This window comes from Kitasatospora sp. NBC_01302, assembly GCF_035976515.1.
Lineage (GTDB): Bacteria > Actinomycetota > Actinomycetes > Streptomycetales > Streptomycetaceae > Kitasatospora.
Map to the genome: position 1 here is coordinate 5,007,904 of NZ_CP108404.1, position 13,005 is coordinate 5,020,908.

The following is a 13,005-nucleotide window of genomic DNA, read 5'->3' on the forward strand; positions in this document are numbered from 1 at the left end:
AGGGGCGGCTCCGGCCGCCCCTGACCCGTCGCGTCACTCCATCCCGGCCAGCACCAGCGGCAGCCGGCTCGCGCCGCCCGCCACCAGCTTCACCGGCACGCCCCAGTCCTGCTGGTGCACGTGGCAGGCCGGGTACTCGATCGCCGGGTCGTCGTCGCAGGAGGCCGCCATCGCCGAGACGTGCAGCACGCCCTCGGTCAGCTCGGCCGAGAGCACCAGCTCGCGGGAGAGCGCGCTGTCCGCGCCGGCGCCGGAGACCAGCAGCTCGGGCGGGGTGGCGCTGACCAGCAGGCGGGTGGAGGGGCCGTAGCGCTCGTCCAGCTTCTGGCCGCTGGGCGCGGTGAAGACCACGTCCAGCCGCAGCGTGCCCGGGGCCACTTCAGTAGCGGCGCGCTGGGTGCGGTGCGCGACGGACTCCACCCGCACCGCCTCCTCGGGCAGCCGCAGCCGGGTCAGCCGGTGCCGGGCCGACTCCACCACCACGATGTCCTCGCCGGCCAGCACCGCCCCCGAGGGTTCGCGCAGGTCGGTGGCCAGCGTGCTGACCTCGTTCGTCGCCGGGTCGAAGCGGCGCAGCGCGTGGTTGTAGGTGTCGGCGACCGCCACCGACCCGTCCGGCAGCACGGTGACGCCGAGCGGGTGCTGGAGCAGCGCCTGCTCGGCGGTGCCGTCCCGGTGGCCGAAGTCGAAGAGGCCGGTGCCGATCGCACTGTGTACGGACTGTGTTTCACGTGAAACCCAGCGCAGCGCCGAGGTCTCCGAGTCCGCCACCCAGAGCCGCTCGCCGTCCGCGGAGACCGCCAGGCCCGAGGGCTGGGCGAACCAGGCCTCGGTCACCGGGCCGTCGACCAGGCCCTCGTTGGTGGTGCCGGCCGCCACCGCGACCGTGCCGGTGGCCGGGTCGTAGGCCCACAGCTGGTGCACGCCCGCCATCGCGATCCACACCCGGCCGTCGAAGAAGGCGACGTCCCACGGCGAGGAGAGGTCCACCTCGTGCGCCGGGCCCTCGGTCGGCGAGCCCTGCCACCACTGCCGGCCGGTGCCGGCCAGCGTGGTCACCGTGCCGTCGGCCAGCCGCACCCCGCGCAGCGCGTGGTTGACGGTGTCGGCCACCACCACGTCGTAGCCCAGGTCCAGCCCCTCGGGTACCAGCGCCAGGCCCTGCGGCTCGCTGAACCGCGGCGCCGTGCCGTCGGCGCTGTCCAGGAAGCCCCGCTCGCCGTCGCCGATCCGGCGCACCACGCTCTCGCCGTCCTCGGCCAGCTCGACCAGCGAGTGGTGCCCGGAGTCGGCCACCAGGAACCCGCCACCGGGCAGCCGCACCGCCTTGCCGGGGAACTTCAGCGCCCCGGCCACCGGCTCCGGCGCCACGTACGGGCCGTCACCGCGGCGCAGCGTGCCCTTCGCGGCGTGCTCCGCCTCCAGCTCCTCGACCAGCCGCTCGATCGCGTGCGCATGCCCCTCGCCGGCGTGCTGGGCGACCACGTACCCCTCGGGGTCGATCACCACCAGCGTCGGCCAGGCCCGCACCGCGTACTGCTTCCAGGTGGCGAGCTGCGGGTCGTCCAGCACCGGGTGCTCGACCTCGTAGCGCGCCACCGCGTCCACCACGGCCTGGTGGTCGGCCTCGTGCACGAACTTGGGCGAGTGCACCCCGACGATCACCACGGTGTCGCGGTGCTTCTCCTCCAGCTCCCGCAGCTCGTCCAGGACGTGCAGACAGTTGATGCAGCAGAAGGTCCAGAAGTCTAGTACGACACACTTACCTCGTAGATCGGCAAGGGTCAGATCCTTGCCACCGGTGTTGAGCCATCCACCAGCGCCAACCAGTTCGGGGGCGCGTACGCGTGCACGAGAAGCCATGTCCACATCCAACCCCATCGAGCTGTGGAAGCATCCCGTTGAGTTCCCTCTGCTAGGGAGTGTTCTGAGTTCGGATCATGATGCGGGTCTCAGGCTGCGGAGCCAGATGACGGCACCGCACAGGTGCAGGCCGGCTTCGTAGCTGGCCGGGGTCTTGTCGTAGCGGGTCGCTAGGTGTTCTGACCCGTGAGGTTGGGGACGCGGCTGGCGGGTGGCTTGCCTGCGAGTGCGGTGTGTCCGCGGTGGTGATTGTAGGTGTGGAGCCAGGTGGGGTAGGCGTCGCGTCGTTCTTGCTCGGTGCGGTAGGGCCTTGCGTAGGCCCATTCGTCGAGCAGGGTGCGGTTGAAGCGTTCGACCTTGCCGTTGGTCTGCGGGCGGTAGGGCCGGGTTCGCTTGTGGGTGATCCCGGCCGCCGCGAGGACGTCGCGCCAGGGGTGGGACTTGTAGCAGGAGCCGTTGTCGGTCAGCACGCGCTTCACGGTGATCCCGGCCCGGGCGAAGAACTCGTTCGCCCGGGTCCAGAACGCTGCGGCGGTCTCCTTGCGTTCGTCGGCCAGGATCTCGCTGTAGGCCAGGCGGGAGTGGTCGTCGACGGCGTTGTGGAGGTAGCTGTATCCGACTGCGGAGCGGGTCTTGCGGCCGGCCTGGCGGCCCAGGGTTTTGTGGCCGCCGCCGTCGGGGATGTTGCCGAGCTTCTTGATGTCGACGTGGACCAACTCGCCCGGCGCGCTGTGTTCGTAGCGTCGGATCGGCCGACTTGTGGCGCGGTCCAGGTGGGCCAGGCGGGCGAGGCGGTAGCGGGTCAGGACCCGGTGCACGGTGGCCGGGTTGAGTCGCAGGAGGTAGGCGATGCGGGCCGGGCCCCAGCGCCGCAGGACGCGGACCTTGATGATCCGCCGCTCGGTGCGGGTCGGGGTCCGGCGGGGGCTGTGGTGGGGCCGGCTGGAGAGGTCGACCATCCCGGCCTCGCCGAGCGCACGGTAGCGGTCGGCCCAGCGCTTGGCCGTGGTCGGTGAGACCTGGAAGCGTTCGGCGGCCCGGCGCAGGGGCCAGCCGTCCTCGACCACGCAGCGGGCCAGGCGCAGGCGTCCGGTCTCGGTCAGGGGTGCGTTACGGTGTGGCATGAGGGCCTTTCTGAAGTCGGTGCAGATGTCGCAATCCACACCGAGCCAGAAGGCCCTCACTCATTTCAAGATCACCCAGCCGTGAGCTCTGTCACCAACCTCCGTGGTCAGTACAGCTAGGCCCCGCCAGTTCTTGATCTTGTTGATGGCGCGCTCGACGGTGTTGCGGTCGCGGTAGAGGTCCGCGTCGTGGCTGACGGGCCGTCCGCCGCTACTGCCCTTCTTCTTGCGGTTGGCGGCCTGGTCGTCCTTCTCCGGGATCACCGCCTTGATGCGGCGTCTGCGCAGGTAGATGCGGGTGCCGCGGGCGGAGTACGCCTTGTCGGCGGCGACCGCGTCGGGGCGGGTGCGGGGCCGGCCGACCGGGCCGCGGACCTTGATCTTGTCCATGACGGCGGCGAACTGCGGATTGTCCGCACTCTGGCCCGGCGTGACCACGAAGGACAGCGGACGGCAGCGCCGCTCGGCCGCCAGATGGGTCTTCGTGGTCAGGCCGCCCCGCGAACGCCCCAGCGCGGCTGCCTTGAGCCGCGCCCGGCGGCGCCGACGCATGCGGCGCTTTCCTTCCCGCGCGGCCTCGTCCGCAGCACTGCCCTGGTCGGCTACCGGCCCGGTTTGTCCCTTCGCAGGATCCCCTTTTCCTCAGCGACTGCCTTCTCCAACTCCTCCAGCAACTCGGCGTCCACGACCATCCCGGCCGCGTGGTGGTGCGCTCGGGCGACGGTGGAGTCCACGCTGACCAGCGACAAGTCGACCTGGCCGCGCGCGGCGGCCTCAGCGATCATCCCGTCCATCAAGACCTGGAAGACGCCCTTGAGCGCCCAGGAGTGGAACTGGCCGTAGATCGTGGACCAGTTGCCGTACCGCTCGGGGGACGTCCCGCCAGGGACTGCCCACCCGGAACCGCCACATGATCGCATCGAACTGCCGCCGCAGGTCCGGGATCGGCCCTGTCGCCGCCATCGGCAGAAACGGCTCGACCAGCTCCCACTCACCGTCCGTCAGATCTCCGCGTGTCATGGCCTTCTTCTACCAGCAGCAGCACCGCCGAAGCACCCGAATCCACGAACTCATGATCCGAATTCAGAACAGTCCCTAGCAGGCCCAGGTCGGTTCTTTGCCGTACGCCCCGCAAGAGCCTGAGCGCATGCCGGGGCCCAGGTTTCGTGTAGCCGTCGTCCCTTCGCGCAGAGCCGAATGCCAAAGCGGAGACTGAAGACAAGTACCTGATGATGCGATCGTGTGATGAAATGGCCCATGATGCGACCGCATAATTCTGGGGCGCATGTTGCTTATGATCAGCATGAGACTTTTTTGGAAAGAGGAAGCCCCTGACAGTGTCGAGTGGCACCGCTACACTCGATTCATGTCTGACCCTTGGTCGCCCGATCGCGTAATGAGCCTTACGGAAGCGCTGGCTGCGCTCACGCAAGCTGAGAGCGAGAAGTTCTTCCTCGCCCATGGTCTCGACGATGCATACCGGCGGCCCGGAGCTTGGAGTTCAAAGTCGCAGAAGGTTACGTCAGCTATCAGGGAAGCCATGGCGAGGGGTGATGACTTTTACATTGCCCTCTTCGGCAAAGCGGAAGAATTTGTTGCTAAAAGCGCAGCATCTCAGGCGCCACTCCGTAGTGAGGCAACAAAGGGTGAGGTGAAGAATATGGCGAGCGGTCGATCAATCTTCATCAGTCATGCTACGCAGGACAAACCCCTGGCTGACGAGCTGGGGAGGTTCCTGGTGCTCGGCGGAGTTCCCAGAGAGAGTATATTCTATTCCTCCGAGAGGTCGACCGGAATTCCGTCAGGGGAGAGCATCTCATCTTATTTGCGTTCGGCCCTAGTGAGATCGACTCTTGTTATCGAGTTAATAAGCAAGAGCTTCTTGGAGCGCCCCTTCTGTCTGATGGAGATGGGTGCAGCTTGGGTGTTGGAAAAGGACACATACCCGATAGTTGTTCCTCCGTTGAGCCGGGAGAGGGTGGGGCAGGCCCTGGGTGATATTCGCGTGGCAACTATGGTAGACGATTTCGAGGTCGTTTCCTTGGTTGATGAATTGCACGAGAAGGTGCAAAAGCAACTCTCTGGAGTTTCTCTCCGGCTGCAGGACTGGAATGCTGCAGGGCGAAGCTTTAAGGAATACTGGGCTCGCCATCTGAATCCCAGCCGTTGATTCCTGGCGCTGAATCCCGATGTCGCGCGAGATCGAAGCTTTTCTCCAAGGCTGATCCCATTCGTCATACAGGGTTGTGCTGACTGTGAACTCCCTTACCGTTCCTTTCTTGCGTATCTTCTGGCGCTGCGTTGGAAGCTGGCGCTGGTGGCGAAGTCTGGCGACTAACTCCACTTTGGCATTCGGTATCGTATCCGGCGTTGTCCAGCTGTTGCTGGCACTGTGGCCAAATATCGAGGCATCGCGTATCGCACTATTTCTTTCAATGGTGGTATCAGCATTGGCTTTCGGAGTCGCGCGGGCCGCTCCACGGAGGGAGGTAAGCCGTAGCCTAGGGAGGCCGGATGTAACTGTTGTGGTCAAAGTGGGGGACCTATTCGACGAGAGCTCACACCTGATCATTGGTTTTAATGACACATTTGACACGGATACCTCAGGGGATCTTGTCATTTCGCGGAGTAGCGTGCAGGGCCAGTTTTTGGCGAGAATCTATTCTGGTGATACTGGCTGCCTGGATGCTGAGCTTTCTGATGCGCTCCTGGGGGTGGAGAAGAAAGGTAGGGAAGCCAGGAGCCAAAAGCGTGCAGGAAAGCTGACTCGTTACCCCGTCGGCTCGGTAGCTGTTCTTGCTAGAGGGGCGAGAAGGTATTTTTGTTCCGCTTACGGGCGGATGGGAAATGACTTAACTGTCAGCTCAAGTGTGGACGATCTCTGGCATAGTCTCGCTAAGATTTGGCGTGCAGTAGAAGTCTCCGGGAGGCGAGAGCCAGTTGCGATGCCGATCATCGGTTCGGAGATGGCTCGTATTGATCACGCCGATCGAGAAATCCTTATCAGGATGATTCTCTTGTCGTTTGTTTCCCGTTCTCGCGAGCGGCTGATATCTAAGAGATTAACGATCGTCGTGCATCCGAACGACGCTAATCAGCTGGATATGCTGGAGATGGATGCCTTTCTTAAGGTTCTCTGACCCAATCGCAGTGCTCGCCAGCTTTTCGCTTTCCGGGTGGGCGGCGCTGGACGAAATTACTGAAGCCCTGTCCGTGTGCCCTGCGGACGAGGATGGGGCTAGACCCCTGCAGGGCTTCTTCACGGCTGGCGCCGGGTTCAGGAACTGCCCGGGTTCCAGCGCCAGGAAGTGGTGGGCCGATTGAAGACAGACACGCGGCACTAGTAGGGGCACCGCCTCTCGTTCAGCGCGCGCGTTCGCTCCCGCAGCAGGCGCATGGTCGCCGACTCGGCAGGCTCCAACGCGGGGCCGGCGAGCTCTGGCTCAATTCCCTCCTCGGGCGGCTCGACGACGGTTTCACACTCCCGGTGGGTGGGCAGATGGGCGTCCCGCTCTGGGATGCTCACAGTGCCCCCACGATCTTCGCGGGCAGAGGGGCCGTCGGGCACACCTCCGCGTGCCGACGGATCTTTACCCGCGCGTCGGTCAGTCCCGACCAGTCCGGTACGTAACTGCCACCGGGCACCTTGGGGCGGAACGTGGCTTCGGCCTTCGCCTGCTCGGCGCGGAGGGAGTCGCACTCAAGGCATTGGTCACGCGCCACGGTGGCTCACCTCTCCCGCGTCGCAGAGCGCACAGCTGCTCTCCGGGCACACGTACTTGTAGCCCTGCAACTTCCGACTGGCCTCGGCCTGGCGGTACTCCTCCAGGACGGCTGCCATCTCGGCCTTGCTAACCTTCCGGCGGTCCCGCTGAGCCACAGCCGCCGGTTTCGCTACCGCAGGCATGCTCCGCTTCACATCGGTCAGCACCGCAGACTCCTTCACGTCAGTCGATCGGTTCGACTACTGGTCTACCGGCGCCGTTTCGGCCACGCGGGGGCATGTTGGGGGGCATCCTGGGCGGGTGGCGATCGGTGACGTGATTCGTGATCTCCGGCTGGCGCAGAAGCGCACTCAGGCGCAACTCGCCGCCCTGCTCTGCGAGCTGTCGGGCAATCCCGAGGGGACGCCGGGCCGTGACCAGGTGAAGCGCTGGGAGACGGGGCGGGTGATCCCGGGGAAGTACTGGGTCGGGCTGCTGGCCCTGGCGCTCGGAGTCCCTCGCGCTGACCTCGAAAATGAGGCGCACGCCACGCGGGAGCAGCGCCGAACCGTCCGTTCAGCTCACGGAGTTGCTGTCCCCGGCCCGCGAAGAGCGGAGTTGCTCGACATGCTGGCGTCGGCAGCAGGAGGGGATGAATCCTGGCTGTCCCGCAGCATCGGCCCGTACGACTTCTCGGTCGCGATGGCGAACCTCGCCGACCGGGACCAGGGGACGAAGCGCCGGCTGGTCCGCTGGCTGGACGACGGTTCCACCTCGATGCTCCGTGGCAACGCCCAGAGCACGTTGTTCAAGACCCACCAGCCCGACCTGATCGAGCGGGCCGAGCAGTCCATGGGCCGTGACGAGGAAACCCGTCGGCGCTGCATGCGTTGCTTCACTCGGCGAGCCTTCGGGCTCTCCTGGCCCGACGCATCGCAGTACACGGCGCTCGCTGCTCCGCCGGCTGAGATCCGCAGTCTTGGTCAGCTGCTCCATGACCCCCACGACGCATCGAACCGCTGGTGTGCGGCGGTGTTCCTGGGAGAGGCTGTCGAAGGCGGCTCAGGGGCTGCCAGGGCCCTTCTCGTCGGGGCCCTGCGTACGGAGTCCAGCAGGGAGAACCTGCGGGCCATCGGCTTGGGACTGAACGGAGAACGGCCGTGGAACTGATCATCCTTGGGGACAAGGGCGACGCGATAGAGGCGCTGACGGCGATCGCCAAGGAGCGTGGCATCACGAACGCCGCCGTCGTTTCGGTCGTCGGCGCGGCACGGTCGTTCACGGTCGCGAACATGAAGGCCGACAACCCCAGGGAGGCCGTGCTCACCTCCGGCCGCCTGGCCGAGGTTGCCGGGAACGGCGAGATCCGTGACGGTGTGCCGAACATCCATGTGACGTGTGGCCTGGAGGGTGGACAGGCTGTGGCAGGCCACCTGAACGCGGCAGCGGTTGGGGGACCGTACAGCCTTCACGTGTACGTTCAGCAGCTCTGAGCGTCGCGAACCCTGTATGCAGCGGACGGCCTCCTGCGCCACCTCGGTCACTGCGATCTGGTGTGGGGCCGGGGTGTGCTCAGGCAGCGTCGGCAGGTACGGCCGCCAGGATGGGGGTGGCAAGCGGTGATACCCCCACCCTCTAATCCGCTGTGGGCCGGGTCCCGAACGGTTATGCGCCCAGAGATTGACCCGCCCCTGGTACTCACCGCCGCCCGCAGCGCGAGGCGCTACAGCGCGAGGTGCAGGCGGCGGGTTGCGGCGGCCGAGGCGGGGGCCAGGGCCGGGGTGGCACGGCGGCGGCGGAGCTCGGTGACGCCGGGGTCGTCGGTGCGGGCGTCGTAGGCGCGCTGGTGGGCCTCGACGGTGGGCTGGTGGTCGTCGATCCAGCTCCGGATGGCGCTCAGCGGCTCGGCCAGGCTGTGGCCGAGCGGGCTCAGCTCGTAGCGGACCTTGACCACGGAGTCGGCCAGCACGGTCCGGATGACCAGGCCGTCGCGCTCCAGGCTGCGCAGGGTCTGGGCGAGGATCTTGCGGCTGATGTCACCGATCCGGCGCAGCAGGTCGCCGTAGTGGGCGGGGCCCTCCTGCAGGGTGACCAGCAGCAGCACCGACCAGCGGTCGCCGAGGCGGTCCAGCAGCGGTCGGCAGGGGCAGCGGTCCTGGTCACTCTCGTTCATGATCTCGGCAACCGCGCAGCCTGCGGCGGGTATTCCGGCAGGTTTCCGCCAGGTTCCGTCTGGCCGCGGTGCGGTGCGCGGCGGCAGCCTGGAGCCATGACGACACAGATGAACGCGGTGACCCAGGACCACTTCGGCGCCCCCGACGAGGTGCTGCGGATCGCCCGAACCGAGCGCCCCGCGCCCGGCCCGACCGAGGTGCTGGTCAAGGTGCACGCGGCCGGGATCAACCCGGTCGACGTGAAGACCAGCCGCGGCGAGGGGCTGTCCTGGTACTACGGCGAGCCGCCCTACACGCTGGGCTGGGACGTCAGCGGCACGGTGGAGGCGGTCGGCTTCGGGGTGACGACGCTCGAGGTGGGCGACGAGGTGCTCGGGATGCCGAACTTCCCCCGGCTGGCCGGCGGCTTCGCCGAGTACGTCACGGCGCCTTCGCGGCACTGGGTGCGCAAGCCCGCCGCGCTGAGCCACGCCGAGGCGGCCGGGCTGCCGCTGGCAGGCCTGACGGCCTGGCAGATCATCGTGGAAACCGCCGAGGTGACGGCCGGCCAGCGGGTGCTGGTGCACGCGGCGGCCGGCGGGGTGGGCCACCTCGCGGTGCAGATCGCCAAGGCCCGCGGCGCGTACGTGATCGGCACGGCCCGCGCGGCCAAGCACGACTTCCTGCGCTCGATCGGCGTGGACCAGGTGCTGGACTACACGGCTCGCCCGTTCGAGGAGGTGGTCGCGGAGCTCGACCTGGTGGTCGACAACATCGGCGACCCCGAGCACCAGCTGCGCTCGCTGCGCACCCTGCGCGAGGGCGGCCTGCTGGTGGCGGTGCCGGGCGGGGTGGACCCGGCGGCGGCCGAGCAGGCGCGGGCGACCGGCCGGCGGATCACCGACGTGCTGGTCGAGCCGGACCTGGCCGGGCTGCGCGGCCTGGTCGAGCTGATCGACCGCAAGGAGCTGCGGGTGGAGATCGCCGAGCAGCTGCCGCTGGCCGAGGTGGCGCGGGCCTTCGAGCTGGTGGGCTCGGGACGGGTCCAGGGCAAGGTGGTCCTCACCCTGGAGTGACCGAACACCGCACCGCGCCCGCCCCGCTCAGCCCCCTGCCCCGCCGCGCCCGCTCCTGCCCCCGGCGCTCAGCCGGCCGCGAGCCGATCGGTCAGCCGCTGCTTGGCCGCGGGCCACTCCTCGGCCAGCATCGAGAAGTACACGGTGTCCCGCCAGGTGCCGTCCGGCCGGCGCCGGGCCCGGCGGAAGGTGCCCTCGTACTGCGCGCCGAGCCGCTTGATGGCGTTCTGCGAGCGCTCGTTGAGGTTGTCGGTCTTCCACATCACCCGGCCCATGCCGAGCTCCTCGAAGGCATGGGTGAGCAGGAGCAGCTTGGCCTCGGTGTTGACGGCACTGCGCCAGACCGAGCGCCCGTACCAGGTGCCGCCGATCTCCACCCACTCCTCGCGGGCGTTGCAGTCGTAGTAGCAGGTGATGCCCACCGCGCGCCCCGAGTCGGCCGCGATCACGGCGAACGGCTCGCAGTCGGCGTTGGTCAGGTAGCCCTCCACGATCGCGGCGACGTCCGACTCGTGCTGCGGCGCGCTCCAGGACAGCCAGCGGAACACCTCCTCGTCCTTGTGGGTCACCGCGAAGAGGTCGGCGACGTGGTGGCGGCCCAGCGGCTCCAGGCGGACGTGGCTGCCGGTGAGGGTGACGGGGGCGGGAGTCTTGGCGGTCATGATCAGCACGGTAGCGCCGATATGCACTAGCTGCAATAGGTCATTGATCTAGTGCAATGATCCCGGATCTGGGCCGGTCACGCGAAGGGCCCCGCACCATCAACCGATGGTGCGGGGCCCTTCGCGTGGCGGTTCAGGCGATCAGAGGAACGAGTTGATCTCGATCGTCTCGGTCCGGCCGGGGCCGACGCCGATCGCGGAGATCGGGGCGCCCGACATCTCCTCCAGCGCCTTCACGTACGCCTGCGCGTTCTTCGGCAGGTCGGCGAAGGTCTTCGCCTTGCTGATGTCCTCGCTCCAGCCGGGGAGGGTCTCGTAGATCGGCTTGGCGTGGTGGAAGTCCGACTGGTTGTACGGGAGCTCCTCGACCCGCTGGCCGTCGATCTCGTACGCCACGCAGACCGGGATCTGCTCCCAGCCGGTCAGCACGTCCAGCTTGGTGAGGAAGAAGTCGGTCAGGCCGTTGACCCGGGTCGCGTAGCGCGCGATCACCGCGTCGAACCAGCCGCAGCGCCGGTCGCGCCCGGTGGTGACACCGCGCTCGCCGCCGATCCGGCGCAGCGCCTCGCCGTCCTCGTCCAGCAGCTCGGTCGGGAACGGGCCCGAGCCGACCCGGGTGGTGTAGGCCTTGAGGATGCCGATGACCCGGTCGATCTTGGTGGGACCGATGCCGGCACCGGTGCAGGCCCCGCCCGAGGTCGGGTTGGACGAGGTCACGAAGGGGTACGTGCCGTGGTCGACGTCCAGCAGGGTGCCCTGGCCGCCCTCCAGCAGGACCACCTTGTTCGCCTTCAGCGCCTGGTCGAGCACCAGCGTGGTGTCCGCCAGGAACGGGCGGATCTTCTCGGCGTAGCCCAGGTACTCCTCGACCACCAGGTCGGCGGGCATCGCGCGGCGGTTGTAGAGCTTGACCAGGATCTGGTTCTTGTCGTGCAGCGCCGCTTCGACCTTCTGCCGCAGGATCGACTCGTCGAAGAGGTCCTGCACCCGGATGCCGATCCGGTTGATCTTGTCGGCGTAGGCCGGGCCGATGCCGCGCCCGGTGGTGCCGATCTTGCGCTTGCCGAGGAAGCGCTCGACGACCTTGTCCAGGGTGCGGTGGTAGGGCGTGATCAGGTGGGCGTTGCCCGAGATCAGCAGCTTGGAGGTGTCGATGCCACGGTCGTTCAGCCCCGCCAGCTCGGACAGCAGCACGCCCGGGTCGATCACCACGCCGTTGCCGATGACCGGCGTGACGTTGGGGCTGAGGATGCCGGAAGGCAGCAGGTGCAGCGCGTACTTCTGGTCGCCGATGACCACCGTGTGACCGGCGTTGTTGCCGCCCTGGTAGCGGACGACGTAGTCGACGGAGCCGCCGAGGAGGTCCGTGGCCTTCCCCTTGCCCTCGTCTCCCCACTGGGCACCAACGAGCACGAGTGCCGGCACAGGCGTACACCCCTTCCGGTTGGGGCATCCTGCGTAGGCCGCAGTCTGCCCCGAGATAGACGAAGCCCCTGGCGCAATAGCGCAAGGGGCTCTTGCACCGAGAGATTACCTGAGGAAGGACCGGTCGTGTCGTCCCTGTCCACGCCCGCCCCCCGACCCTCCGACGCCGCCGGGCCGCCCGGCGGCGCCCCGCTGCTGGTGCTGCTGGACCCGGCCGCCAAGGAGGCCGACGGCGAGGCGGTGCGGATCGCCCGGGACGTCCTGGCCGGGGGCGCGGACGTCAAGGTGGTGGTGCCGGAGAGCGCCGGTGAGCTGGACCGGGTGCTCGCGCACCGGGGCAGGCGCCGTCCGGTGGTGATCGGCTCCGACCTCGCGCTCCAGCGCGTGGTGCAGGCCCTGCACCAGCAGCGCGAGTTGGGCGCCGGGCCGCTCGGCCTGGTCCCGGTCGGGCACGGCCGGGCGGTGCTGCTGGCCCGCTCGCTCGGGGTGCCGCTGGAGCCGGTGGCGGCGGCCCGGGCGGTGCTCGCGGGGGCGCCCAGGCAACTGGGTCTGCTGCTGGACGACGGCGACGGGGTGGTGCTGGGCGAGGTGCGGATCCCGGGTCGGCGGCAGAGCCAACCGGGGGGATGGCGTTCGCTGTGGGCGAAACTGATTGCAGCCGAGCAGGTGGATCCCTCGCCCGACCGGCTCCGGGTCGAGGCGGACGGTCGGGCGCTGGCCGAGGCGGGGCGAGAGCTGCGGCTGGTCGCGCTGCGGCTGCCCGCGGGCTCGGCGCTGGCCGAGGTGCTGGTGCGGCCCTCGGGCCCCGGCGGCGCGCTGCTGCGGGTGCGGGCGGCCAGCGTCACGGTCGACGGGCGCACTTTCGGTTACGAGGCCGACGGCTGCCCGGCGGGCCCGGTCCCCACCCGCACCTGGCTGGCCAAGCCGGACGCCTGGGGCCTGCTGCTGCCGGCGTGACCGAGCGTGACGAGGGTCACGCCGCGCCGACCGTTGTCCCT

14 protein-coding genes and 1 pseudogene are annotated in these 13,005 nt (G+C 68.3%); 6 read left to right on the forward strand and 9 right to left on the reverse strand.

Annotated elements, in window-relative coordinates:
* Positions 1-33: 33 nt before the first annotated feature.
* From OG294_RS21715 to OG294_RS41165, 5 genes and pseudogenes are all read right to left on the reverse strand, one after another.
* Positions 34-1,863 carry an NHL domain-containing thioredoxin family protein gene (locus OG294_RS21715; protein WP_327068191.1) on the reverse strand — a complete coding sequence of 610 codons (1,830 nt, stop codon included), beginning with the start codon at positions 1,861-1,863 and terminating at the stop codon, positions 34-36.
* Positions 1,864-2,033: 170 nt separating this feature from the next.
* Positions 2,034-2,987 (reverse strand): IS481 family transposase, encoded by a 954-nt coding sequence (locus OG294_RS21720; RefSeq protein WP_327068192.1) that lies wholly within the window; start codon positions 2,985-2,987, stop codon positions 2,034-2,036.
* 60 nt (positions 2,988-3,047) lie between these two features.
* A complete protein-coding gene (locus OG294_RS21725; protein WP_442789191.1) occupies positions 3,048-3,539 on the reverse strand; it encodes a transposase in 492 nt (163 codons plus the stop codon).
* 50 nt (positions 3,540-3,589) lie between these two features.
* Positions 3,590-3,907 (reverse strand): hypothetical protein, encoded by a 318-nt coding sequence (locus OG294_RS21730; protein ID WP_327068193.1) that lies wholly within the window; start codon positions 3,905-3,907, stop codon positions 3,590-3,592.
* A 4-nt stretch (positions 3,908-3,911) separates the two neighbouring features.
* A pseudogene (locus OG294_RS41165) lies at positions 3,912-4,007 on the reverse strand (IS5 family transposase); the annotation flags it as partial.
* Positions 4,008-4,353: 346 nt separating this feature from the next.
* Between OG294_RS41165 and OG294_RS21735 the strand changes: the two are divergent.
* Entirely contained in the window at positions 4,354-5,157 is an 804-nt protein-coding gene (locus OG294_RS21735) for a toll/interleukin-1 receptor domain-containing protein (protein WP_327068194.1), read from the forward strand.
* Positions 5,158-5,266: 109 nt separating this feature from the next.
* Positions 5,267-6,127, forward strand: coding sequence for a macro domain-containing protein (locus OG294_RS21740; RefSeq protein WP_327068195.1), 861 nt, complete (start codon positions 5,267-5,269; stop codon positions 6,125-6,127).
* Between the two features lie 572 nt (positions 6,128-6,699).
* Here the strand turns inward: OG294_RS21740 and OG294_RS21745 are convergent.
* Positions 6,700-6,828: a hypothetical protein gene (locus OG294_RS21745; protein WP_327068196.1), complete on the reverse strand. Its 129-nt coding sequence runs from the start codon at positions 6,826-6,828 to the stop codon at positions 6,700-6,702.
* A gap of 184 nt (positions 6,829-7,012) precedes the next feature.
* Here OG294_RS21745 and OG294_RS21750 point away from each other — a divergent pair, with 184 nt between their 5' ends.
* Together OG294_RS21750 and OG294_RS21755 are read left to right on the forward strand one after the other, a co-directional pair.
* Positions 7,013-7,861, forward strand: a complete 849-nt coding sequence (locus OG294_RS21750) for a helix-turn-helix domain-containing protein (RefSeq protein ID WP_327068197.1) — start codon at positions 7,013-7,015, stop codon at positions 7,859-7,861.
* On the forward strand, positions 7,852-8,184 hold the full coding sequence (locus OG294_RS21755; RefSeq protein ID WP_327068198.1) for a PCC domain-containing protein: 333 nt from the start codon (positions 7,852-7,854) through the stop codon (positions 8,182-8,184). The genes OG294_RS21750 and OG294_RS21755 overlap by 10 nt, the downstream gene beginning before the upstream one ends.
* Before the next feature lie 230 nt (positions 8,185-8,414).
* Here the strand turns inward: OG294_RS21755 and OG294_RS21760 are convergent, their stop codons facing one another.
* Positions 8,415-8,864 carry a winged helix-turn-helix transcriptional regulator gene (locus OG294_RS21760; RefSeq protein WP_327068199.1) on the reverse strand — a complete coding sequence of 150 codons (450 nt, stop codon included), beginning with the start codon at positions 8,862-8,864 and terminating at the stop codon, positions 8,415-8,417.
* 96 nt (positions 8,865-8,960) lie between these two features.
* On the opposite strand from OG294_RS21760, the gene OG294_RS21765 reads away from it, so the two are divergent.
* On the forward strand, positions 8,961-9,920 hold the full coding sequence (locus OG294_RS21765; protein WP_327068200.1) for an NADP-dependent oxidoreductase: 960 nt from the start codon (positions 8,961-8,963) through the stop codon (positions 9,918-9,920).
* A gap of 68 nt (positions 9,921-9,988) precedes the next feature.
* Here OG294_RS21765 and OG294_RS21770 read toward each other — a convergent pair whose 3' ends face one another.
* Entirely contained in the window at positions 9,989-10,582 is a 594-nt protein-coding gene (locus OG294_RS21770) for a GNAT family N-acetyltransferase (RefSeq protein ID WP_327068201.1), read from the reverse strand.
* Positions 10,583-10,723: 141 nt separating this feature from the next.
* On the reverse strand, positions 10,724-12,007 hold the full coding sequence (locus tag OG294_RS21775; RefSeq protein ID WP_327068202.1) for an adenylosuccinate synthase: 1,284 nt from the start codon (positions 12,005-12,007) through the stop codon (positions 10,724-10,726).
* Positions 12,008-12,133: 126 nt separating this feature from the next.
* Between OG294_RS21775 and OG294_RS21780 the strand changes: the two genes are divergently transcribed.
* Positions 12,134-12,964: a diacylglycerol kinase gene (locus OG294_RS21780; protein WP_327068203.1), complete on the forward strand. Its 831-nt coding sequence runs from the start codon at positions 12,134-12,136 to the stop codon at positions 12,962-12,964.
* Positions 12,965-13,005 lie beyond the last annotated feature (41 nt).